Source organism: Halomonas profundus (assembly GCF_020865425.1).
In the GTDB taxonomy this organism is placed as follows: domain Bacteria; phylum Pseudomonadota; class Gammaproteobacteria; order Pseudomonadales; family Halomonadaceae; genus Vreelandella; species Vreelandella titanicae.
Map to the genome: position 1 here is coordinate 4,674,650 of NZ_CP086344.1, position 23,047 is coordinate 4,697,696.

The following is a 23,047-nucleotide window of genomic DNA, read 5'->3' on the forward strand; positions in this document are numbered from 1 at the left end:
GACAAAAAAGTAATACAAAAAACGGCTGACAGGGCGCTTACCCTGTCAGCCGTTTGTTTAGCAAGGACGTTAATAGCACCGTATTAATAGCGTAGCTTTAATACAGTAACTGCGGCAGAAAAAGCACGATCGCTGGGAATATAAGTACGAGCAGTGCGCGTATGGTACCGGCGACCCAGAAAGGCGTAACGCCGCGGAAGATAGTGCCTGTTGATACGTCCGGTAATACAGCCCGCAATACGAACACATTCATACCGACAGGGGGCGTTATCAAACTAATCTCAATGACGATAACCACCAGTATGCCAAACCACACCAAATCATAGCCAAGCCCCGCCACGACCGGGAAGAAGACCGGCACGGTCAGCAGCATCATCGACATGCTTTCGAATACACAGCCTAACAGTACGTAAATGGCCAAGATAACGAGAATTACCACGAAGGGGGCCACGTTCAGCCCGGTGACCAACGCCAGGAGGTCATTGGGAAGCCCCGCGCGGTTAATGAAATTAGCAAAGATTAGCGCCGTCAACACCACCGCAAACAGCATCGCTGTTGTTCGCACAGTGTCCATCAGGACATTCATGAGTATCGTCGGCGTCAAAGCACGCTTGAGCAGCGCAATCACAAAGGCACCCATTGCGCCAATACCCGCCGCTTCGGTTGGGGTGAATATACCCAAATAGATGCCGCCGATAACCAATACGAACAGCGCCAGGGTGCTCCCCACATTTTTTAGGGCCGAAAGGCGCTCGTTCCAGGGTACTTTTTCGGCCGCTGGCCCAGCGCTGGGATCACGCCACAGAACCCACTTAACCGCGCCGAGATACATCACAATGCCCAATATGCCGGGAATAAAGCCCGCTGCAAACAGTTCACGGATACTGGTCTCAGTAATGATGCCGTAGATCACCAGCATCACGCTGGGAGGAATCAGTATCCCAAGGGTTCCGCCCGCTGCAATGGAGGCTGCCGCCAGCGAGTCCTTGTAGCCGTACTTGCGCATCTGGGGCATGGCAACACGCCCCATAGTGGCGCAGGTCGCAAGACTCGACCCACAAATAGCACTAAAACCACCACAAGCCACGATGGTGGCCATCGCCTGACCGCCCTTACGGTGTCCAAGAAAACCATTGGAGGCCCGGAATAGCGCATCAGAGAGCCCAGCATGGGACACCAAGTTACCCATCAAGATAAACAGTGGTATCACCGATAGACCGTAGTCCCTAGCGGTGTCGACTACCCGGCGCGACGCCATGGCTTCAGCCGCGTTCCAGTTACCGGTCAGGTAGTAGAAACCCACAAAACCCACGATCCCCATGGCAAAAGCCAGAGGCATGCGCAGGAATACCAATATCAACAGCGCTGCAAACCCATAAAGTGCTTCAATCATGCTTATCTCCCTGGCTGACTGGGCCACCGCACTTAATCACACCCACGCCTTCTAGGAGGTAACTCACCGCTCGACCGAGGGTGAGTAGAGCGGAAAGAAACAGCATGATGGCAATCAGGTAAATAAGGTAACCATCGGGAATGCGTAGAAACTCAGTGACATCGCCCCACTCGAAAGCACGCACGCCAAGTGCCCAAACCCGTGTAGCGATCACCCATAAAGCCACGGCGATAATTAAGTTGACGATCATCTGGCGCAGCCATATCCAGCGCACAGGGAATATGGCATCCAAGAGATCCACGCTAACGTGCTCTTCACGCCAGCATGCTACTGGCAGTGACAAGAACACCACAGCGGCCAGCATCTGCTGGGTCAACTCGACGGTTCCAAGGATAGGTAAATTAAAGAAATAACGGCCTACTACATCAGCAGTCGTCAGCAGCATCAAGGCAAAGAGGGTGGCACCCGCCACCCCCTCCAGCGCCAGCTGCATGACCCTACCGACATTTGACCAGCGAGACGTCAGGATCTGCATAGTCGCCCTCCACTTGGCGAAGGGTAATTATGATTGTGGCACTAAGGATGCCACGCTCTCTTGTGTGGCAGCTTCTTCAAGCTGTTGGTGGAAGTAATCAAGCGCAGCCTGAGCATCGACACCCCGTTCACTTACGTTCTCGGACCAGGTGTCAACCAGGTCATTACTGATACCGCGCAGCGTCTCAAGATCTTCGTCGCCAAGGGCTGTAAAGGTATGACCCTGCTCTTCGGCGAACTCGACGCCCCGCTCATCGGATACATCCATCATGTAGCCAAACAGTCGCGATAACCGCTCACCCGAGACGTCTTCCACAGCGGCACGATCTTCTGCAGACATCTCATCCCAGATACTCGGATTCACTACAATGGTGAAGCTGCCTCGATAAAAGCCCCCATCCACCGTCAAGGTATAGGGAAATACCTCGGCTACCCGAAAGCTTCTAAGGCCTTCCGGCACCAGCATAGCGCCATCAATAACGCCCTGAGAGCCAGCTTCATAGACCCCGGTTGGCGGCAAAGCCACGCCGGTCAGATTAAGGGCATTAGAGAGATCTCCCATGACCCCGCCGCCGACGCGAATGCGCTCGTTCTCTAAATCAGCAAGAGTTTGGTACTGCTCACGACTAAAGATCCAACCCGGGCCATGTACCCCCGCAGCCAGCACATCAACGCCGCGATGCTCATCAGCTTGGGCTAAATGCTCCTGATGCGTATACCAATAAGCAGCAGAGGCGTTCTCCGAGGAGAAGTCTTCAAAGGTAGGAAATTCGGGTAACTGAGTGGCCAGAAAACGCCCTGCGTTATAGCCATGGAACACCCAAGTGGCATCAGCAATGCCATCGGCGACCATCTCCATCTGGGAGGCGGGAGGCCCAAGATCGTGTACAACGTCAACGGTCACGCGCCCGTCAGTGGCTTCTTCAATCCATGCTTTCCATGTTGGCCATACCATGGTGTTGATGCCGTGATTGGGACCAGCCCAGGTACTCACGGTGATTGTCGTTTGTGCAAAGGCGGAGGTGCTCAGCGTTGCGGCGGCAATAGCGCCGATCATCAGGTTTGTTGTTTTATTCACTTCTCTTTCCTCTGGTCGTCACGAACTGGGTAAAGCGCTCATCGTTTTTGTTGAATGATGTTGATAAGCCATGCGTGCGGTGAGTGAGATTGCTAGTTAATCACTCATTGCGCCTAACGTGATACTTTATTATTGAAATATATAAATTATACGAATCACGTTATTCATCACAATGCCTTTAGATACGTGGATCATGCAACGATCCATCAACTAATAGATTCTAATACTTAAGTATTAACTTACATTATTAACTTAAACTACAAACACTTACACCAAAAACATTGTTTCTTCGTGTGACTATCAATGGCTATATGGGGTTATTTTTCGCCCATTCTTTTGTTACACAAATCTTATCTATCGATACACTAACGACACACCACCGGCAAAAATGCGATCTGTCACCTGGGCTCGACTTCCCAGCATCAAGCCTCTAGCCAATTCTCTCCAGTTGCCGTTCAAGCTTGCGCATTGTATTAAGCAGATCACGATATTCACCAACGCTCAGGGTCGACACCAGGCCGGCCTCCCACGCCTGGGCTTCGGGCACTAACTTATTGAGTAGCGCTTGTCCGGCGTCCGTCAGTTGCAAGTCATGTAGTCGCTGATCCTGCTGTGAGGGCGTGCGGCTTATCAGTCCACGGTCTTCCAGTGACTGAATAGCGCGAGACACGCGAGCCTTATCCATATTGGTGTAAGCGCAGACCTTCTTAGCGGTTAAATCATCACAGTGGCTAAGCCAGGCAAGCACACGCCACTGGGCAATATTGAGTTCATAAGACTCGGCATAAAGCTTCTCTAACGCCTGGCTGATTCGGTCAGCTAAACGGTTAAGCTGATAGGGTAAAAATTGGTTGAGATCCAGCTCTACCCTGGCTGAAGATTCCAGTGACACATCGCCGTCTGCTTTATCCATCGTCATTTTGTTTCTCCTAAAGCCACCGTTTATCAGAAGTGGTGATGACCAAAATCCGCACGATAGCTGGGAATGTAGGCTCCAGCAATGCACCTATCATAAGGTGGAACAGTGCCGACAGATACTCTCCCTTGCAACCAATTTCACGATTTTATTTATTATACTTAAGTATTAATTTGCAATAATCACCTGATTTATTAAGAATTATCGTCAATACGATGCAAAAGACAGAGTGATTCGTCCATGAAACATTGGACATTTAGTTTCATTAGAAACTATCCTTCAAGCACACAACAATTCAATGAATACCTGAATCACCCTGATAGCACCGGAGATATCATGAGCAAGAAATTCGCGTCCCATGCCGATACCGAAGAGAAGAAGATCAGCTTCACCAAGCTGGCAGAAGGGCTCTATGCTTACACTGCTGAAGGTGACCCCAATACGGGCATCGTGATTGGCGATGACAGCGTGATGGTTATCGACACCCAGGCAACGCCCGTCATGGCTCAGGATGTCATCCGCCGTATCCGCGAAGTGACTGACCTACCGATTAAGCATGTGGTAATGACCCATTACCATGCCGTGCGTGTTCTCGGCGCTTCCGCGTACGATGCAGAGAATATCTACGCTAGCCAGAACACTTATGACCTGATCAACGAACGTGGTCAGCAAGACTATGAGTCAGAAGTCGGTCGTTTCCCTCGCCTGTTCAAGGGTGTGGACTCTGTGCCTGGCTTAACCTGGCCAAACATAGTTTTTCAAGAGAAGCTGACGGTTTACATGGGTGAGCGTGAGGTACAGATCATCCACCTTGGCCGCGGACATACCAAGGGCGATACCGTCGTCTGGCTGCCGAAGGAAAAAGTAATGTTTTCCGGTGACCTCGTTGAGTATGGCGCCACCCCTTACACCGGTGACGCTTACCACGAGGACTGGCCTGCCACGCTTGATCGCCTGCAATCCATGCAGCCCCAAAAGCTAGTGCCTGGCCGCGGTGATGCACTGCAAACTGCCGAACAGTGCCAGGAAGCCATTCAGGGCACTCGCGACTTCCTAAATGATATGTATGGAAGTGTTAAAGCGGGCAAGGCGGCGGGCAAGTCTCTCTCCGAGTGTTACGCCGAGACCTACGCGGTACTTAAGCTGAAGTATGGTCACTGGGTCATCTTCGATCACTGTGTGCCTTTCGATATCACTCGCTGCTATGACGAAGCAGGCGGCGAGTACCCGGATCCCCGCATCTGGACGGCAGAACGCGATACCGCTATGTGGCACTCGCTACAGGACGCCGTCGAAAATCAGTAAGTGCCACCAGTGACACCCACTGATCATGCCCAGCAGTCGGGTGTCACGCACCCGACGCTGAACGGGAGCAAATAGATGCCAACAACCTATAAAAATCCTGTCTATCCTTATCGGCGCCCGCCTGAACTCGATATTCAAGAAGTTCGCCACTATCCGGTAGTGATTGTCGGAGCGGGACCTAGCGGCCTCGCCGCCGCCATCGACTTGGCTCACCAAGGCGTTAATTCGATTCTTCTGGACGATAACAACACCGTTAGCGTGGGGTCGCGGGCCCTGTGTTTTGCTAAACGTTCGCTGGAAATTGTAGACCGCCTGGGTTGCGTCGAGCCGATGCTTGCAAAAGGCGTCACCTGGCAGCACGGTCGCGTCTTCTTCCAGGATCGCGAGGTCTACGGCTTCAACCTGCTGCCAGAAGACGGCCACCGTATGCCCGCCTTTATTAACTTGCAGCAGTATTACTTTGAAGAGTTTCTGGTCAACCGCACTCACGACTTTCCAGAGCAAATTGACCTTCGTTGGAAACATAAGGTCATTGATGTCGATGCTCAGCCTAAGTGCTCCGCCATCAAGGTCTCTACCCAAGACGGTGATTACCAGCTGACTTGTGACTACCTCCTCGTCTCGGATGGAGCTAACAGCCGAATCCGAGACATACTGGGCCTTGAGTGCAAAGGCCAAGTATTTCAGGACAGGTTCCTGATTGCTGATGTGGTGATGAAGGCCGACTTCCCTACAGAACGATGGTTTTGGTTTGACCCGCCCTTTCATCCCAATCAGTCAGTCCTGCTTCACAAAGAACCGGACAATGTGTGGCGTATCGACTTCCAGCTAGGCAGGGACGCTGACCCGGAAGAAGAAAAGAAAGAAGAGAACATTCGCCCACGAGTGCAGGCAATGCTTGGCCAAGACGTGGAGTTCGAGCTTGAGTGGGCCAGTGTCTACACCTTCCGCTGCCGTAAGATGGATAATTTCATTCACCATAGCGTGATATTCATAGGTGACGCGGCTCATCAGGTATCCCCCTTTGGCGCCAGAGGTGCCAATGGTGCCCTACAGGGTGTGGATAATTTAGTGTGGAAACTAGCCCGCGTTCTCAAACAGCAGGCGCCAAAAACGCTTTTGTCCACCTACAACACTGAGCGCCAGCATGGCGCGGCAGAGAACATCCTTAACTCGACCCGCGCCACTGATTTTATTACCCCGAAGAGCCATATCAGCCAAGTGTTCCGAGATGTGACGCTGGAGCTGGCTGAGAAACATGCCTTCGCACGTAGCCTGGTCAACAGCGGTCGCCTTTCCATGCCCTGCCGCTATGACACCTCACCGCTCAATACACCCGATGTTAATGGTGGCCCGAGAGAACTGCGCCCCGGCAGCCCGGCCAAGGACGCTCCCATTCGATTGAGAGAAGAGAACGCCTGGCTACTCAATCAATTTGGCGATGGCTTTGTGTTGTTACTCGACGGCCGCTTTGAGGATGGACACACCGACACGCTTGCCACGCCGTTGAAAGAGCTGTTAGGCCGTCGCACTGATTTAAGCATGGTGGTCGTTGGCCCAGCAACGGATGAGCTTAGCGCTCTACCGCGCACAACCATCGTAGACGATGCAGAGGGGCTCGTGGCGCAACGATACGGCCTGAATTCAGGAGCCGGGTACCTTATTCGCCCTGATCAGCATATTGCCGCTCGCTGGCACGCCATCACTGCCCGCAAGGTTGACGACGCGTTAGACCGCGCGCTGGGTATTCATCTTGCGGGCGCCGTTGACACTACCTTCCAGGAAAGCTGCCATGCCAAGGCTTGAGCTGAATCCGAACTTCACTGATCCGGACGCCTTTTACGCCGCGCTAACGGCGCTGCATCGTGACCGCAGCGAAGCCGAGAGCGAGCGTATCAATGCACGCCTAATCCTGTTGCTTGCTAACCACATTGGCGATCAACGGGTGCTTGAAGAGGCAATTTCCCATGCTGGGTTAGTGGGCGATAAGTAGCCGACATACATTGTTCACTATAACGTTCAAATAACGCAGGACTTAACAATGACTGAACAATTGCAATATCAGAGCGGTTTTCATAATCACTTTTCAACTGAAGCACTTCCAGGGGCATTGCCGATTGGGCAAAACTCCCCTCAGAAGTGCGCTTATGGATTATATGCAGAACAACTAACCGGTTCCGCATTCACAGCGCCACGTCATCAAAACTTTCGCAGTTGGCTTTACCGCATTCGCCCTTCTGTCGTTCAGAGCGCTTACCAGCCACTAGAAAATAACAACGTACACACGGCCCCGTTAAACAAGCCAGCGGCGGATCCTAACCAGATGCGCTGGGATCCCGTTTCATTACCTAATGAACCGACTGATTTTATCGATGGCTTGTTTACCATTGCGGTGAACGGCGATGCGGGTACTCAAGCGGGCGTGGGCGTGCATGTCTACACCTTTAATAAGGACATGACAGAGCGGTTTTTTTACAACGCCGATGGAGAACTGCTTTTCGTTCCGCAAATGGGGGCCATTCGTCTACGTACCGAATTTGGTGACATTGAGATCGATAACGGTGAAATTGCCGTCATTCCTCGCGGTGTGAAATTCCAAGTGCGTAAAGCTCAGGGTGTTGAGGCTGCACGGGGGTATATTTGCGAGAACTACGGTAGTCCTTTAGAGCTGCCCGGCCTCGGCCCTATCGGGGCTAACGGCCTAGCAAACCCGCGTGACTTCCAAAGCCCTGTGGCAGCCTACGAAGACCTCGAAGGCGACTACCGCTTAGTGGCTAAGTTCTCTGGTCGTTTCTGGGAGACAAAACTAAACCACTCGCCGTTAGATGTGGTGGCGTGGCACGGCAACTGCGCGCCTTATAAATATAATCTTGCCAACTTTAACACCATCAATACGGTTAGCTTCGATCATCCGGACCCGTCAATCTTCACCGTATTGACGTCACCCTCCGATACACCGGGAATGGCTAATATTGATTTTGTGATTTTTCCGCCACGCTGGATGGTTGCCGAGAACACCTTTAGACCGCCCTGGTTCCATCGCAATCTAATGAGCGAGTTTATGGGGCTTATTCATGGCGAGTACGATGCAAAAGCTGAAGGCTTCACCCCTGGCGGCGCCAGTCTACATAACTCAATGTCGCCCCACGGCCCCGATGCTGAGACCTTTGAAAAGGCCTCCAACGCTGAGCTTAAGCCCCACTTCATAGGCGATACACTGGCCTTCATGTTTGAAAGCCGCTACTTCTTTCACCCGACCCCTGCGGCACTGAATGCTGACTTCCGTCAACGTGATTATGTGGATGTTTGGTCGACGCTGCGCTCCCACTTCAACCCAAGCCAGCCCTGAACCCTATACCACCCTGACGACAAGGATTGAATCACTATGAAACTGGCAACACTTAAGCAGGGCCGCGACGGAGAACTCATCATCGTCTCGCGTGACCTCTCCCGCGCTGTGAGCGCCGTTGATATTGCTCCCACACTTCAGGCTGCCCTTGAGAACTGGGAAGCGGTTAGCTCTCAGCTTGAAGAGCGCTATGCTCAGCTTAACAGTGGTGGTACTGAAAGCGCTTTTAAGCTTGATCAAAGTGCGTTGCACTCCCCGTTACCGCGTGCCTATCAGTGGGCTGACGGCTCCGCCTATCTGAACCATGTCCAGCTGGTACGCCAGGCGCGTAATGCCGAGATGCCTGACACCTTCTGGACAGACCCGCTCATGTATCAGGGCGGTAGCGACTGCTTCTTGGCACCCACCGACGATATTGAGGCGGTTAGTGAAGAGCATGGCATCGACTTTGAAGGCGAGATCGCGGTCATTACGGGTGACGTACCGATGGCAGTATCCCCCGTGGAAGCCGCCAAGCACATTAAGCTAGTGATGCTGGTCAACGACGTGAGTCTGCGTGGTCTGATTCCAGGTGAACTCGCAAAGGGGTTCGGTTTTTTCCAAGCAAAGCCCGCCTCTTCGTTCTCGCCCATTGCGGTGACCCCAGATGAACTGGGCGATGCCTGGCAGGATGGTAAAGTGAACCTGCCACTGACCGTGCACTTGAATGGCGAGAAGTTTGGCGAGCCAGAAGCCGGGCCAGATATGATTTTTAACTTTCCACAGCTGGTGGCCCATGCGGCTAAGACCCGCTATCTCGGTGCCGGCGCTGTCATTGGTTCAGGCACCGTTTCCAACCCAGACCCCGACGGCGGCCCTGGAAAGCCGGTGGCTGACGGTGGCGTTGGCTATAGCTGTCTAGCCGAAGTGCGCATGGTGGAGCAGATACTGTACGGCCAAGTAAAAACCCCTTTTATGCGTTTTGGCGACCGGGTTCGTATCGAGATGTTCGACCGCGATGGCAACAACATATTTGGTACGATCGATCAGCAAGTAGTGCAGTACCAGCCCAAATAAAGGAAGGCAACATGACGACGCTTTACGGCTATTTCCGCTCGTCGGCTGCTTACCGGGTGCGTATTGCCTTAAACCTTAAGGGACTGGATTATGACCAGATCCCGGTCAACCTGGTGAAAGGTGAGCAACGGGGTGACGACCACCTGATGCGCAACCCTCAGGGGCTGGTGCCTAGCCTGGTGTTGGACGATAGCTCGGTGATTAACCAGTCACTGGCGATCTGCGAGTATCTCGATGAAGTACATCCCGAGCCTGCCCTGCTGCCGATTAACGCGTTAGAACGGGCGCGGGTTCGTGCGCTCGCTCAGTCGGTGGCCTGCGAGATTCACCCACTCAACAACCTGAGGGTACTCAAGTATTTAGTGAGAGAAATGGGAGCGGATGAAGCGGCTAAGCTAGCCTGGTACCACCACTGGATTGCCGAGGGTTTCACCGCTCTGGAAGCAACGCTCTCCAATGCCCCCAGCAGTGGAGATTTTTGCCATGGCGACACCCCTACGCTTGCGGATATATGCCTGATTCCCCAGGTGTACAACGCGGAACGTTTCGAGTGTGATTTGTCAGCCTATCCGACGATTCAGCGTATCGCTGCCAATTGTCGTTCACTGCCAGCCTTCGAAAAGGCAGCACCAGAGGTGCAGCCTGACGCCAGCTAAGTCAAGCTATACTAAGCAGGCTAACATAAGCGGGCGTCTTTCCATTCGGGAAGGCGCCCGCCTCGTGTCCGAAGGGGCATCACGTCCAACCATAAGGAGTTAAGGGGTGCTAAAGCTGCCCTCTACCGCCACCGTCGTGGCCCTGGCTGCAGTGACTGCGCTCGGCCCGCTGGCGACGGATATGTACTTGCCAGCCATGCCCGCCATGGCAGAAGCGCTGAATACTGGCCCAGACCGAATACAGCTGACCCTTAGCCTCTATATGGCTGGATTCGCTCTGGCCCAACTATTGTGCGGGCCAATCTCTGATCGCTTTGGCCGCCGCCCGGTGATGATCACAGGGTTATCGCTGTTTCTCGCTGCGAGCCTACTGTGTGCCTGGGCGCCTAGCGTCGAGTGGTTACTGGCAGGCCGCTTTTTGCAGGCCTTCGGCGGTGCTGCTGGACCGGTATTAGCACGGGCAGCGGTACGTGATATTCATGGCCCCATCGAGGCCGGACGTATCCTCGCCTATATGGCAAGTACCATGGCGCTCGCCCCTGCTCTGGCCCCTGTGGTAGGCGCGGGGTTACTGCTGTTTTTTGGCTGGGAATCGGTGTTCGTGGTGCTGGCGCTCTACGCGGCAGTGATGCTGGCGGTGCTGATACTTATGCTGCCCGAGCCGTTGGCGAAGGAGCGGCGGCAATCGATCCACCCGAAATCCGTACTGGCTAACTTTCGCTTACTACTGACTCAGCGTGCCTTTATTGGCTACACCTTGGTGAATGCTGCCGCGTTCTCCGGGTTATTCGCGTACCTTTCTGGCTCATCTTTTGTGCTCATCGAGTACATGGGCGTCGCCCCTACCCTTTATGGCGTGCTGTTCACGCTGATTGTCGCGGGCTTCTTCGTCGGGACGCTGGTCAGCGGCCGATATAGCCACCGCTTGGGTCGTGATCGCCTCATTACCCTGGGCACCGTAATCTGCGCAACTGGGGGCCTCGTCATGGCGGGCTTGGCTGCCGTTGGCGTCCATCACCCCTGGGCGGTGGTGGGCCCCCATATAGTGTTTATGCTGGGGGTGGGCATTTTGATGCCACAAACAATGGCCGGTGCACTGGCGCCCAACCCTCAATGTGCAGGCGCGGCATCTTCCTTGTTTGGTTTTCTGCAAATGACAATTGCCGCTGTGGTAGGTGGATTAGTCGGGCAATTCCACGACGGCAGCTCGCGCACCATGGCCTTGACGATCGGGCTGATGGGGCTACTCGCCTTGCTAAGCCACTGGCTGCTGGTATGCCGCCGAAAAGAGGCTTAGTGGGTCGTTGTATAGATGCATAGCAAAAGGCCACGCATTGCGTGGCCTTTCATACCTATATGGATCGCCTCAAGCAGCTTCGACAGCGATGGTCTTCGAGCGACCTTCACGTAGCTCCTTCAGCAACGTCTCACGACGCTCGTTAGCTTTCTCAGCGGCAGTTTCGCGAACGGGTCCGAAACCACGAATCTCTTCCGGCAGCTTAGCAAGCGCTAATGCCGTGGCGTGATTCGTGCCATCAAGACGTGCCACTAACTCATCAATCAACTGCTCGTAATCAGCCAATAAGGCGCGGTCGAGCTTGCGGTCGGCGCTGAAGCGGAAAGGATCGAGAGCCGTGTTGCGCAAACCGCGCATCTTTGCCAACGCGCCCATTGCCTTCAGCATCCAGGGGCCGAAGCGGCGCTTCACTGGACGCCCCTGAGCATCCTTACGACCACCTATAAGCGGCGGCGCCAAGTGGAAGGTTAACTGGTAATCACCAGAAAACGTTGCTTTGATCTCATCCAGAAAATCGCTCTGGGTGTAAAGTCGCGCCACTTCATACTCATCTTTATACGCCATCAAACGATAGAGCTGATGAGCAACGGCCTCACTCAGTGATTGGCCACATTTTAGCGCTGTTTCTGCTTCACGCACTTTAGTCACCTGGGTCACGTAACGTTCAGCCCAGGCTCGGTTCTGATAGCGCTCCAGGTGGCGACGATTACGCGCTACCACTTCGTCCAGTGTGGCATTCGCGGACAGTGGCATCTTATCCAGGTGCTGCTGGAGGTAATCAGGTTCCACCGCTGCCAAGCGCCCCCAGGCAAATGCTTGGCGGTTCTTTTCCACTGCGACGCCATTGAGTTCTAGAGCACGCTGCAGCGCAGGCTCAGAAAGCGGCACCAGCCCTTGCTGCCAGGCAAACCCGAGCATCATCATATTGGAGAATACGGTATCCCCTAGCAGCTGTTCAGCTAGGCGATTGGCATCTAGAGAAGCAAAGCGTTCATCTCCTACCGCTTCACGCAACATGTTAAGACGCTTGCTGGGCTGCATATCCGCATCGCGATAAAGCACATAATCCGCTGTGGCTAGCTCGGCCAGATTCGCCACAATACGCGTGGTCGGCTGCAGCACATTCAGCGCTTTCTGAGAACTCGCCACCACCATATCGCAAGCGATCATCGCATCGGCCTGCCCCGCTTCGATACGTACCTGATTAAGCTCACTGGGCTGAGATGCCAAGCGCACATAGCTCAGTACTGCCCCACCTTTTTGCGCAAACCCCATAAAGTCGAGCACGCTGGAGCCCTTGCCTTCCAGGTGTGCCGCCATGGTGATCAGTTGCCCGATGGTCACCACCCCCGTGCCACCAACGCCCCCCACCAGCAAGTCGTAAGGGGCCGTCAAAGTGGCAATGGAGGGGTTAGGCAAATGCGCTATACGTTGCCAAAAGGCGTTATCTGCCGCAACGCCCTGGCCTTTACGCAGCCCGCCACCTTCTACAGTGACAAAGCTGGGACAAAAACCACTGACGCAGGACATGTCCTTGTTACAGGAGGACTGGTCGATTTTGCGCTTGCGACCTAGCTCGGTCTCGCGAGGCACCACCGATAAACAGTTGGACTGTACGGAACAATCACCACAGCCTTCGCAAACATGGTGGTTGATAAACACCCGGCGGGCGGGGTCTTCCAACTGACCGCGCTTGCGCCGACGACGTTTCTCAGCCGCGCATGCCTGATCATAAATCAACACCGTACAGCCTGTAATTTCGCGCAGCTCACGCTGCAGCGTATCCATCTCTTCGCGGCTATGGAAGGTAACCTCTTTAGGGAATTCCTTTTCATGCCCCCGGTACTTCTCCGGTTCGTCACTGACCACCATGACTCGGCGAACGCCCTCATCCAGCGATTGCCGGGCAATCATGGGCACGTTGATTTGCCCATCTACAGGTTGGCCGCCCGTCATGGCAACCGCGTCGTTGAACAGAATTTTATAGGTAATATTAACGTTGGCAGCCACTGCCTGGCGCACGGCCATTGAGCCCGAGTGAAACCAGGTGCCTTCGCCTAAGTTCTGGAAAATATGGCCATTGCCGGTAAAGCGGCTCTTGCCCACCCAGTTAACACCTTCGCCACCCATCTGAATTAACGATTCAGTGCTGCGATCCATCCACGAAGCCATAAAATGGCATCCGATACCCGCCAGCGCCTTGCTGCCTTCGGGTACCTTAGTCGAGCTATTATGCGGGCAGCCGGAGCAGAAATAGGGCATGCGGCGTACACCCCCGAGCTCTTTAACACCAGCGCGGCAGGCATCAACAGTTGCCAGCTTGTCGCTAAAATCGATCTTGAAAAAGCGCTCTAAACGCTCTGCCACGAAGCCTGCCAAGAGACGCGGGCTCAGCTCTCCAACAAAGGGAATCAAGGGTTTGCCGGTTTCATCCTGCTTGCCGGTAACGATGACCTCGCCTGGATGATCGGGTTCCGACATGTACTCCTTCAACTGGCTTTCGATGATGCCGCGCTTCTCTTCAATGACCAGCACCTCGCGCTTGCCATGAATAAACTCAAGAATGCTGGGGCGATGGAGAGGCCACACCATCCCGACTTTGTATATTTCGATTCCCAGCTCACGCAGCTTCGCTTCATCCAGCCCCAATAAACGCAGCGATTCAAGTAAATCCAGGTGTCCCTTGCCTGTGGTCACCAGCCCAAACGTCGCCTGTTCTTGGCGAAATAAATACTGATCAATCGGGTTGGCCGTGGCAAACGCCTGAACGGCGGCCAGCTTGTGCTCAAGGCGAGTCTCAAGCTGTGGCCCCGGCAGATCGGGCCAGCGGTAGTGCAGCCCGCCTTCCGGCATATCGAAATCGGGCGTTACATATTCTGGCAAGGGAGGCACGTCCACCGACGCGCCACTCTCTACGGTTTCAGAAACGGCTTTGAAACCCACCCAGCAACCCGAGAAGCGTGAAAGTGCATAGCCCCAAAGCCCAAAGCGTTCATATTCCGCCAATGATGCAGGGCTCACTACCGGCATGAACCACGCCATAAAGGCGACATCAGACTGGTGTGGCATGGAGGACGACACACACCCATGGTCATCCCCGGCGACCACCAGCACACCGCCAGTCGGCGAGCTACCGTAGGCATTACCGTGCTTTAAGGCATCGCCCGCGCGATCAACGCCAGGCCCCTTGCCGTACCACATGCCAAACACGCCATCTACTTGCTTATCGGGGTCTGTCTCGACTTGCTGGCAACCCAGCATCATGGTGGCGGCAAGGTCTTCGTTGATCGCAGGGACAAAATCGATGTGGTGCTCTTCCATGGCGGCTTTCGCCCGCCAAATCTCTTGGTCTACACCGCCTAAGGGCGAGCCTCGATAGCCGCTGATGAGCCCTGCCGTGTGGCGGCCATTGTGGCAATCAAGCTCGGCTTGGCGTAAGGCGATACGCACCAATGCCTGGGTGCCGGTGAGAAAGACACGGCCTTCTCCGCGGGTATAGCGATCGGCCAGCGCATAGTCATCGAGAAGATTGTCATCGAGTGCAATATCGAGAGGCTGGGCAATAGAGCCCGCCTGCTCAGCGATCGAGGGGGTTGTCATGGGAGTTCACCAGTACGGTTGAAGAGTTATGGTTGTAATACGCTTGAGTCTAGCCAAGAGCGCACTAAAGGTGCTTGCTAATTCACTCTTCAAAAGCCTGGTTATTGATCATTACTTTCATTTTTTGAGATTTAACGCAATGATATTCAACAAACCACAAACAAATGAAATGGCACTATGAAAGAAACGACCAAAGAGATCGCCTTAGACAGGCATGATCAGCGCATTCTTACCCTGCTTCAGCAACAGGGGCGCATTACCAACAATGAGCTCGCCGAACAGATCGGGCTATCCCCCGCCGCCTGCTGGCGACGTGTAAAGGCTTTGGAAGATAGTGGCGTGATCCGCCGCTTTGCGGCGTTGGTGGAACCCAGCCTGGTGGGCCAGCCACTGTCGGCATTGGTGATGGTGACGTTGGTTCGCCACCACATCGACAACACCGTCGAGTTCGAAAACCGCATCCTGCAATACCCAGAAGTGCTGCAGTGCTATGCCACTACCGGCAACGCGGATTTCGTGCTGCGAGTGGTTATCGAAGACATGGCGGCTTATGACCGCTTTCTGAATGAGAAACTCTTCACCTTGGATGGCATTTCCCAGGTCAATTCCAATTTCGTGCTACGTAATATCAAAGAAGAGACCGCTATTCCGATTCGCTAACAAAACGCTGCTATGTAACGTCAACCGCAACGTTAGCCCACAACTTAAAACAGGAAGTGGCAGGGCAACTGGCAGCAGGCAAACCGGCTCATTGTATCCCTCTAACGTAAAGCGCCCCCATCTGTGGATGGGAGCGCTTCAATCTCTCTATTCAGATCTATTGAGCACTTGTTCCTGAAAAGCTTCAGGAAGCCGGTTGACGTAATCGCGGGCTAGCGAACTCTCCTACCACGGTGATCAGCACCAGCAGTGCTAGCAACCACGGCCACTGAGTACCTATCTGGAGTGTCGCTAGGCCCAGCGTATCAATGAAAATTAACACGATGCCTAATGGGCTGACGTAACGCACCATAAATAGCCACAGTGCATGCTGGGTACGGGAGAGCCCTAGCTCCTCCCTGAATATTTCAGTACGCAGCAGGAAACCTACCATTAGCGCCATACCCAAACCGCCTAACGGCATCATCCAGCGGGAGGTCAGGTAGTCCAGCCAATCGAAGAAAGTGCGACCTGCAAACGTCCAATCCGCGCCCATGTTGAATGACAGCATTGCCAAGGTACTCACCAACCACAGCACGATACCCACACCCCACGATGCTCGTTTACGCGTCAGCCCTTTGCTTGCAATAAGCCAGGCGACTGTCGCCTCAATCATCGAAATCGACGACGTAAGCGCAGCCATCGACAGCATGACAAAGAACAGAACGCCAAACAGCGTACCAAACGGCATCGCTTGGAAGGCCAATGGCAAGCTCATGAAGATCAATCCTGGCCCTTGGCCGGGATTCATTCCGTTTGCGAAAATAATCGGGAAAATAGCCAAGCCTGCCATTAGTGCGACAACGGTATCGGCAATGGCCACGCTGAATGTCGTGCGCGCGATGGAGTGCCCCTCTGGCAGGTAAGAGCCGTAGGTAAGAATCGCACCCGATGCGAGCGACAAGGTAAAGAAGGCATGCCCCAGCGCTGCTAATAATCCTTCACTGCTTAACCCTTCGGTATTGAAAGAGAACAGGAAAGACCATGCTTCAGCAAAGCCACCGGAAAAAGCACCGTAGCCGATCAATATACCCAGCATGATCACCATGCCTGGCATCATCCAACTGACACTCTTTTCAATGCCAGCCTGTACGCCTTTGCCGACAATGAACATGGTCAGCACCGTCACTAGCGTGCTCCAAGCACCTAGCGTGAAAGGGTTGGCATTATTAGCGGCGAAAATTGCCGCCATGTCATCGACGCTATTGCCTGCCAGTCCGCCGCTCAGCATTTTCCACAGGTAGGAGAATGACCAGCCAGCGACCACCACATAGAAAGACAAAATCATGAAGCCACAGAGCATGGCCATCCAGCCGAAGATCGACCAGAAGCTACCATGACCCGATTCATGCACCACCCGACGGATAGCATCGATCGGGCTTCCCCTTCCACGGCGGCCGAAGCTGATTTCAGCCATCATGATGGGGACGCCTACCGCTAATATGCAGGCCAGGTAGACCAGCACGAAAGCGCCACCCCCGAACTCGCCCGTGATGTAAGGAAACTTCCAGATATTACCGAGTCCCACTGCAGAACCAGTGGCTGCCAGTACAAATCCCCAGCGGCCCAGCCACAGCGTATTGGGAGGCGTATTTGTCGTTGTCATTGGGAAACCTTATAAATTGATATTGTTTTTTAGGCTATTTATTGATGAGCAGCTAGAACAGCTACTTAAGAGCGATTAGCTACTTATAAAAGCCAACCAACTGTGATCAACCAGTCATCAAGAGCAATCTATAAAGAGTCTATGGGGATAGCGATAGGGCAGGAATGGGGTCACATCGCATTGGGCGCGATGCTACCCACATAAGAGAGGTGCAACTGTAAACTAATCGTTACGCTTAAGAGGATATGCCGAGGGCTGGGGTCTTGCCGTTGCGTTTTTCTGACACCCCGTAAACAAATCGTGACAGTTAATTCACCTGCCATGGGACTTTTTAAGAATCTTCTTGAGCACCAATGCCGTAACGCTTGAGCTTATTGGCAATAGTGGTGTGCGAAACGCCCAACCGCTTTCCTAACTGGCGGCTGGAAGGATACTGTTGATACAACGTACTTAAGATATTTCTTTCCACCTCCCCTAACATGTCGCTCAAGCTTCCCTCTAAGGGAATGCCAGTAAGCGCAGGCGATACTTCGCTCTGCGGAAGGCGCAAATGCGCTGGCTGAATGGCCGTCTCTTCGCATAATGACACCGCCTGAAACAGCACATTTTCCAACTGACGCACATTACCCGGCCAGTCGTAGCCGGTTATCTTTTCCAACGCAGCAGTCGAAAGCTCCGGTAAAGGACAGCCTATCTGACGCGCCGCACGATCAAGCACATAGGTCGCCAAGTCTTCGATGCCGTCCAGGCATTCGCGCAAAGGGGGCACCTGTAGAGAGAGCACATTGAGACGGTGATAAAGATCTAGCCGAAACAGACCTTCACTACATAGCTGAGGTAGGTTTTGCTGAGTGGCGCAGATCACTCGCACATCAAGAAAGGTTTCTTCGTCGCTCCCAACTCGACGGAATCCGCCATCCTGAAGGAAGCGTAACAGTTTCGTCTGCAGCCGAGGGCTCATTTCACCGACTTCATCAAGAAAGACCGTACCGCCTGCATTAAGCTCCAGAAGGCCAAGCTTTCCTTCCGGGCGAGCGCCCTCGAAGGCACCAGGTGCGTAACCGAAAAGCTCTGTTTCGGCCATCGACTCAGGAAGCCCAGCACAATTAAGCACCACAAACGGCGCTTGCCCACGGGGGCTGGCCAAATGACAGGCCCTGGCCACCAGCTCTTTCCCGGTTCCCGTTTCACCCATAATCAGTAGCGGTGCATCCAATGGCGCCATGCGACGCGCCTCGTTGATCACGGCCTCCAATCGCGAACTCGATTGAAAGATGGCTTCAAAGCCACGCAGCTCTTGGCGCTGTACTTGATAAATACGGGCACCGATGCGGTCAGCACGATGTAACGTCACAACCGCTCCGGCTAATGAATCTACATTCGTGTCTTCGGTGTGCAGGGGAGCTATATCAGCAAGATAGGTATCGCCTTTCAGCTTGATTCGCAGCCCATTGATGCGTGAGTTGTTACGGCGAATTAAATCGGGAAGATCTACCTCATCAAGGTAACGATCCAGCGAGAGCCCTGGTACTTCTTGAACACGCACCCCCAATACCTGGACAGCAATACGGTTGGCCGCCACAATCCGACCCTGCATATCTATCGACATCACTGGGTCAGAAAGCGAGGATAGCAGCGCATCCAACTCCAAATGGCGCCGTTCGCTGGGCATCAAGCTGGCGCGCTTAACGCCAAACACACCGGGAATGCCTTCCAATACTGGTTTAAGCGTACTCAACTGAGCATTAAGTAATTGTGGGACATGTAGATAGATGGTACTGCCGTGATCGCCCCCCACTTCACCTCGCGCGACATTAATTCTGTAGTCAGCAAATTGGGCCACAATATCGCGAAGAATGCCGATTCGATTCTGACAGTGAAATTTAAGACGCATAGACCCCTCACAGCACAAAACAAACGCAGTTACTTAGCCACCTTCCACCGGCAACCCCTGCTCCTCTTTCATACTACGCAGTATTATTTCAGAGCGAACCTGGGTGACATTAGGATGAGGTAATAAATGATGATGAATAAAGTCCGAAAACGCTGTTAGATCCTTGGCGATGATATGTAACACATAGTCTGCGTCTCCCGACACAGAATAGGCCTCACGAACCATGGCGTGCTTCGTCAGTAATGTCACAAAATCATCATCCATGCTTTCACCATGAGCTTTGAGATTAACCCTGGTGATAGCGCGCAGCCCAAACCCTAGGCTAGTAGCATCAAGCCTAGCCGAATAGCCCTTAATCACACCTTCGGCTTCTAGCCGCGCTTTGCGTCGGGAGCACTGAGAGGGAGACAGGCTGACTCGCTCACCCAGCTCTGAATTGGTGAGGGCTGAGTTCTTTTGCAATGCTGACAAAATTGCAAGATCATAACGATCCAATGAAATTCCGTGCATACAGCACTCCTTTTGCGCACATTCTATGCACTATTTGGCTGCATCTTAGGTTAGTTTGCAACCTAATTGTACCGGCTCTTCCCTATACTGAATTTGTCACCCAACAAGACAATAAAGGAGAGACAACGATGGGCCCCTTCCCTCATGACGCACCCAAAGCAACCATAAATGATGCAAACCCAGCGGGCACAGATGGCTTCGAGTTTGTTGAATTTGCACACCCCGAGCCGGAAAAACTAGATAGTTTATTTCGGCAAATGGGTTTCGTTCCCGTTGCAAAACATCGTGACAAGTCGATCACCGTTTATCGTCAAGGCGATATCAACTACCTGCTTAACAGTGAGCCTAACTCGCATGCGTCAGCATTTATTGAGGCGCACGGCCCCTGTGCTCCAGCAATGGCTTGGCGCGTCGTTGATGCTCAGCATGCGCTAAAACGTGCCGTCGACTTGGGTGCAGAAGAGTTCACAGGTAATAAGTCCATCGATGCGCCTGCGGTTATTGGCATAGGCGGTTCGCTGCTTTACTTTATTGATACGTATGGCGAAAAAGGCAGCTGCTATTCAAACGAATTTGAGTGGTTCGATGAGGTAGATCCTAATCCTAAGGGGTTTGGTTTTTACTATCTTGATCACCTCACTCATAACGTTATTCGCGGCAATATGGACACATGGTATAAGTTTTACCATGACACCTTTAACTTCCGCGAAATACGCTACTTTGATATTACCGGTAAAATGACAGGCCTTACCAGCCGTGCATTGACTTCTCCCGATGGTAAAATTCGCATACCCATTAACGAAAGTGCCGACGATCACAGTCAGATTGAAGAGTACTTGCGCGAATATAACGGCGAAGGCATTCAGCATATCGCCATTGCCACAAACGACATCTACTCCGGTACTGACTTAATCGCTGATGCCGGTCTCGAATTTATGCCTGGCCCGCCGAGCATCTACTACGAAAAGTCGCTAGAGCGTGTTAAAGACCACCAGGAGCCTCTCGATAAACTGCGCAGCCGTGGCATTTTGATTGACGGCGAAGGTGTCGTGGGCGGCGGTGAAACCCGAATTTTGCTACAAATCTTCTCCAAAACGGTGATTGGCCCCATCTTTTTCGAGTTCATCCAGCGTAAAGGCGATGATGGTTTTGGAGAGGGCAATTTTAAAGCACTTTTCGAGTCCATCGAAGAGGATCAGATTAACCGCGGCGTGTTGCAAAGTACCGCTGAATAGTAAAAGGGCACACCGTGCATGACGCTTGGCGTAACTATGAAAATGCCCCCCAAGAGGGGGCTGTTATTTGCCCTTCTAGCGCTATACCAGAAGGCAAAGCACGCTGCGTGGAAGTAATGAGCAGCAATGGATCTTTCCCGGTCATTGCAACACGCATAAATGGCACGATTTATTGCTACGTTAATGCCTGCCCCCACCAATATTTACCTTTAAACTATCGGTCGGACAGTATCATTTCATCAGATGGCCACCGTTTTCTATGCAGTGCGCATGGGGCGGCGTTTGACATTAAAACGGGAGACTGCTTAACAGGCGACTGTGACAAACTTGACGCCATACCTGTCGTTGAAGACTTAGCAGGCAACTTATGCATAAAGCATAGAGAGCCTTAACAGTATCACTTCATAAGTTCTAACTTATTTTTATCTCTAGTTAAAAACCTGACAACCATGGCCAGATCGAATAAATAACCCACAATTATTCAGCCACATCATAAGCGAACTCGTTGAGTTCGCTTATGAGCAATACAGCTCCTCAGAAACGCTATACTCACCAAAAGCCTATTACTGCCTAGATCAAGACTCTCTCATTCCAATAAGTTTTGCCAATATATCTTTCTCTAAGCGAGGCAGCATTGACTGAATATGAGTTAGGCTCTGTCTGAAAACTGACTGCGCTCGACCATACGGCGTTAAAAATCGGCTCAAAGTACTCATTTACACCATGTAAACTCCGTCTTTTCGCCGATTTTTGCCTTGTCTGGCCTTCGCTCGCCGACTTTTCAAACAAAGCCTAGCACATTAAAAACACGTAGTTTAGGCGTCAGGATCAACCACATCGTCAGCGCTCAGGCCTTCATCGTCGCCTGCGACAACCTGCAATTGTTCGAGAAAGAATGCGCGGGCGGCCTCTCCATCAACATCTTTCGCAGCGGCCACTTCAAACCAGTCGCTGGGGAGGCTGGCCGCCAATTGCATGAAGTTTTCGACCTCTTCAGAAGGCAACTCGATAAAGGTGTTGCCCTCCTCCTTGGCAAACTCAACGCCACGCACATCGACGGTATCCATCATGAAACCAAACAGACGGGACAGCTTTTCGCCTGAGACATCCATAATGGCGTTACGGTCTTGCTCGGAAAGCGACTGCCAGGTATCAGGATTGATGACCAGGGAAAAGCTGCCACGATAGAAGCCGCCCGGCATTTGTACCGTGTAGGGCAATACCTCGGCCAATCGAAAGCTCTTAAGTCCCTCAAGGGTTAGCATTGCACCGTCGATCACCCCTTGCGTGGCTGCTTCGTATGTCCCACCTGGCGGCAGTGCAACTCCGGTGAGGCTTAGCACGCTGGAAATATCTGCCATCACGCCGCCCCCTATACGCGCACGCCTACCTTGCAAGTCATCAAGGCTTTCGATCGGTTCAGCCAGGAAGAGCGCCCCTGGGCCATGCACGCCCAACCCGAGGACTTCTACACCACGATGCTCTTCGGCGTCGCTTAGGAATTCTTGATGAGTACGCCAGTAAGCCACGGAGGCATTTTCCGATGAAAAGTCTTCAAAAGTGGGGAATTCCGGTAGCTTGGTCAGCTCAAAACGTCCTGGCATTAAGCCGTGAAAGAGCCAGGTGACATCGGCGACGCCATCTGCCACCAACTCCATTTGCGCGTTAGGCGGCCCAAGGTCGTGGGTCACATTGACACTGACACGGCCATCGGTCGCCTCTTCAACCCATTTCCCCCATGTGGGCCAGACGATGGTATTAACGCCGTGGTTAGGGCCCGCCCAGGTACTCACTTGAAGCACGGTATCGGCCGCTGCCGCGCCTTGAAAAGAGCTCAAGAGCATCAGGGCTGAAAAGGTGGTCAACGTCGCCATTTTTTTCATTGTGATTATCCTTTTTGATGGTTCATGTACCCGATG

The 23,047-nt window shown here is 53.1% G+C and carries 19 protein-coding genes; 10 read left to right on the forward strand and 9 right to left on the reverse strand.

Going from position 1 to position 23,047, the window contains the following annotated elements; genetic code table 11:
- Window positions 1–97: 97 nt before the first annotated feature.
- The 4 genes from LMS44_RS21240 to LMS44_RS21255 all read right to left on the reverse strand — a co-directional run bounded on the left by LMS44_RS21240 (window position 98) and on the right by LMS44_RS21255 (window position 3,924).
- A complete protein-coding gene (locus LMS44_RS21240) occupies window positions 98–1,393 on the reverse strand; it encodes a TRAP transporter large permease (protein WP_190374400.1) in 1,296 nt (431 codons plus the stop codon).
- The gene (locus tag LMS44_RS21245; protein ID WP_022521436.1) at window positions 1,386–1,928 is read right to left on the reverse strand and encodes a TRAP transporter small permease; all 543 of its coding nucleotides are present in this window, start codon (window positions 1,926–1,928) and stop codon (window positions 1,386–1,388) included. The genes LMS44_RS21240 and LMS44_RS21245 overlap by 8 nt, the downstream gene beginning before the upstream one ends.
- 27 nt (window positions 1,929–1,955) lie before the next feature.
- The gene (locus LMS44_RS21250) at window positions 1,956–3,005 is read right to left on the reverse strand and encodes a TRAP transporter substrate-binding protein (protein ID WP_190374399.1); all 1,050 of its coding nucleotides are present in this window, start codon (window positions 3,003–3,005) and stop codon (window positions 1,956–1,958) included.
- Between the two features lie 430 nt (window positions 3,006–3,435).
- Window positions 3,436–3,924: a MarR family winged helix-turn-helix transcriptional regulator gene (locus LMS44_RS21255; RefSeq protein WP_022521435.1), complete on the reverse strand. Its 489-nt coding sequence runs from the start codon at window positions 3,922–3,924 to the stop codon at window positions 3,436–3,438.
- Window positions 3,925–4,257: 333 nt separating this feature from the next.
- On the opposite strand from LMS44_RS21255, the gene LMS44_RS21260 reads away from it, so the two are divergent.
- From LMS44_RS21260 to LMS44_RS21290, 7 genes are all read left to right on the forward strand, one after another.
- Complete coding sequence (locus LMS44_RS21260; RefSeq protein WP_022521434.1) at window positions 4,258–5,226, forward strand: MBL fold metallo-hydrolase; 969 nt, start codon at window positions 4,258–4,260, stop codon at window positions 5,224–5,226.
- Between the two features lie 75 nt (window positions 5,227–5,301).
- Complete coding sequence (locus LMS44_RS21265) at window positions 5,302–7,032, forward strand: FAD-dependent oxidoreductase (protein ID WP_278370142.1); 1,731 nt, start codon at window positions 5,302–5,304, stop codon at window positions 7,030–7,032.
- Window positions 7,019–7,219 carry a DUF2783 domain-containing protein gene (locus tag LMS44_RS21270; RefSeq protein ID WP_138800681.1) on the forward strand — a complete coding sequence of 67 codons (201 nt, stop codon included), beginning with the start codon at window positions 7,019–7,021 and terminating at the stop codon, window positions 7,217–7,219. Before LMS44_RS21265 ends, LMS44_RS21270 begins: the two co-directional genes overlap by 14 nt.
- Before the next feature lie 48 nt (window positions 7,220–7,267).
- Window positions 7,268–8,575 (forward strand): homogentisate 1,2-dioxygenase, encoded by a 1,308-nt coding sequence (hmgA, locus tag LMS44_RS21275; RefSeq protein ID WP_138800682.1) that lies wholly within the window; start codon window positions 7,268–7,270, stop codon window positions 8,573–8,575.
- A 36-nt stretch (window positions 8,576–8,611) separates the two neighbouring features.
- Window positions 8,612–9,631: a fumarylacetoacetate hydrolase family protein gene (locus LMS44_RS21280; protein WP_138800683.1), complete on the forward strand. Its 1,020-nt coding sequence runs from the start codon at window positions 8,612–8,614 to the stop codon at window positions 9,629–9,631.
- 11 nt (window positions 9,632–9,642) lie between these two features.
- Complete coding sequence (gene maiA, locus LMS44_RS21285) at window positions 9,643–10,287, forward strand: maleylacetoacetate isomerase (RefSeq protein ID WP_138800684.1); 645 nt, start codon at window positions 9,643–9,645, stop codon at window positions 10,285–10,287.
- 106 nt (window positions 10,288–10,393) lie between these two features.
- Window positions 10,394–11,584, forward strand: a complete 1,191-nt coding sequence (locus LMS44_RS21290; RefSeq protein ID WP_138800685.1) for a multidrug effflux MFS transporter — start codon at window positions 10,394–10,396, stop codon at window positions 11,582–11,584.
- Window positions 11,585–11,653: 69 nt separating this feature from the next.
- Here the strand turns inward: LMS44_RS21290 and LMS44_RS21295 are convergent, their stop codons facing one another.
- On the reverse strand, window positions 11,654–15,184 hold the full coding sequence (locus tag LMS44_RS21295) for an indolepyruvate ferredoxin oxidoreductase family protein (RefSeq protein ID WP_138800686.1): 3,531 nt from the start codon (window positions 15,182–15,184) through the stop codon (window positions 11,654–11,656).
- A 177-nt stretch (window positions 15,185–15,361) separates the two neighbouring features.
- Between LMS44_RS21295 and LMS44_RS21300 the strand changes: the two genes are divergently transcribed.
- Window positions 15,362–15,844: an Lrp/AsnC family transcriptional regulator gene (locus LMS44_RS21300; protein WP_278370145.1), complete on the forward strand. Its 483-nt coding sequence runs from the start codon at window positions 15,362–15,364 to the stop codon at window positions 15,842–15,844.
- 184 nt (window positions 15,845–16,028) lie between these two features.
- Here the strand turns inward: LMS44_RS21300 and LMS44_RS21305 are convergent, their stop codons facing one another.
- The 3 genes from LMS44_RS21305 to LMS44_RS21315 all read right to left on the reverse strand — a co-directional run bounded on the left by LMS44_RS21305 (window position 16,029) and on the right by LMS44_RS21315 (window position 19,893).
- Entirely contained in the window at window positions 16,029–17,489 is a 1,461-nt protein-coding gene (locus LMS44_RS21305) for a sodium-dependent transporter (protein ID WP_278370147.1), read from the reverse strand.
- 331 nt (window positions 17,490–17,820) lie between these two features.
- The gene (locus LMS44_RS21310) at window positions 17,821–19,383 is read right to left on the reverse strand and encodes a sigma-54-dependent transcriptional regulator (RefSeq protein ID WP_498946380.1); all 1,563 of its coding nucleotides are present in this window, start codon (window positions 19,381–19,383) and stop codon (window positions 17,821–17,823) included.
- A 33-nt stretch (window positions 19,384–19,416) separates the two neighbouring features.
- Window positions 19,417–19,893: an Lrp/AsnC family transcriptional regulator gene (locus tag LMS44_RS21315; RefSeq protein WP_022521423.1), complete on the reverse strand. Its 477-nt coding sequence runs from the start codon at window positions 19,891–19,893 to the stop codon at window positions 19,417–19,419.
- 128 nt (window positions 19,894–20,021) lie between these two features.
- Here LMS44_RS21315 and hppD point away from each other — a divergent pair, with 128 nt between their 5' ends.
- Window positions 20,022–21,128: a 4-hydroxyphenylpyruvate dioxygenase gene (gene hppD / locus LMS44_RS21320; protein ID WP_022521422.1), complete on the forward strand. Its 1,107-nt coding sequence runs from the start codon at window positions 20,022–20,024 to the stop codon at window positions 21,126–21,128.
- 14 nt (window positions 21,129–21,142) lie between these two features.
- Window positions 21,143–21,520: a Rieske (2Fe-2S) protein gene (locus tag LMS44_RS21325; protein WP_081742564.1), complete on the forward strand. Its 378-nt coding sequence runs from the start codon at window positions 21,143–21,145 to the stop codon at window positions 21,518–21,520.
- Window positions 21,521–21,943: 423 nt separating this feature from the next.
- On the opposite strand, the gene LMS44_RS21330 is transcribed toward LMS44_RS21325, so the two are convergent.
- The gene (locus LMS44_RS21330; RefSeq protein WP_278370150.1) at window positions 21,944–23,011 is read right to left on the reverse strand and encodes a TRAP transporter substrate-binding protein; all 1,068 of its coding nucleotides are present in this window, start codon (window positions 23,009–23,011) and stop codon (window positions 21,944–21,946) included.
- Window positions 23,012–23,047: the final 36 nt, after the last annotated feature.

What these genes read in the sequence shown, in the direction of transcription:
- LMS44_RS21245 (WP_022521436.1), bottom strand. Translation starts at nt 1,928, where the DNA reads ATGCAGATCCTGACGTCTCGCTGGTCAAATGTCGGTAGGGTCATGCAG.
- LMS44_RS21330 (WP_278370150.1), bottom strand. Translation starts at nt 23,011, where the DNA reads ATGAAAAAAATGGCGACGTTGACCACCTTTTCAGCCCTGATGCTCTTG.
- LMS44_RS21305 (WP_278370147.1), bottom strand. Translation starts at nt 17,489, where the DNA reads ATGACAACGACAAATACGCCTCCCAATACGCTGTGGCTGGGCCGCTGG.
- hmgA (WP_138800682.1), top strand. Translation starts at nt 7,268, where the DNA reads ATGACTGAACAATTGCAATATCAGAGCGGTTTTCATAATCACTTTTCA.
- maiA (WP_138800684.1), top strand. Translation starts at nt 9,643, where the DNA reads ATGACGACGCTTTACGGCTATTTCCGCTCGTCGGCTGCTTACCGGGTG.
- LMS44_RS21300 (WP_278370145.1), top strand. Translation starts at nt 15,362, where the DNA reads ATGAAAGAAACGACCAAAGAGATCGCCTTAGACAGGCATGATCAGCGC.
- LMS44_RS21295 (WP_138800686.1), bottom strand. Translation starts at nt 15,184, where the DNA reads ATGACAACCCCCTCGATCGCTGAGCAGGCGGGCTCTATTGCCCAGCCT.
- LMS44_RS21270 (WP_138800681.1), top strand. Translation starts at nt 7,019, where the DNA reads ATGCCAAGGCTTGAGCTGAATCCGAACTTCACTGATCCGGACGCCTTT.
- LMS44_RS21255 (WP_022521435.1), bottom strand. Translation starts at nt 3,924, where the DNA reads ATGACGATGGATAAAGCAGACGGCGATGTGTCACTGGAATCTTCAGCC.
- LMS44_RS21310 (WP_498946380.1), bottom strand. Translation starts at nt 19,383, where the DNA reads ATGCGTCTTAAATTTCACTGTCAGAATCGAATCGGCATTCTTCGCGAT.
- LMS44_RS21315 (WP_022521423.1), bottom strand. Translation starts at nt 19,893, where the DNA reads ATGCACGGAATTTCATTGGATCGTTATGATCTTGCAATTTTGTCAGCA.
- LMS44_RS21260 (WP_022521434.1), top strand. Translation starts at nt 4,258, where the DNA reads ATGAGCAAGAAATTCGCGTCCCATGCCGATACCGAAGAGAAGAAGATC.
- LMS44_RS21280 (WP_138800683.1), top strand. Translation starts at nt 8,612, where the DNA reads ATGAAACTGGCAACACTTAAGCAGGGCCGCGACGGAGAACTCATCATC.
- LMS44_RS21265 (WP_278370142.1), top strand. Translation starts at nt 5,302, where the DNA reads ATGCCAACAACCTATAAAAATCCTGTCTATCCTTATCGGCGCCCGCCT.
- LMS44_RS21240 (WP_190374400.1), bottom strand. Translation starts at nt 1,393, where the DNA reads ATGATTGAAGCACTTTATGGGTTTGCAGCGCTGTTGATATTGGTATTC.
- hppD (WP_022521422.1), top strand. Translation starts at nt 20,022, where the DNA reads ATGGGCCCCTTCCCTCATGACGCACCCAAAGCAACCATAAATGATGCA.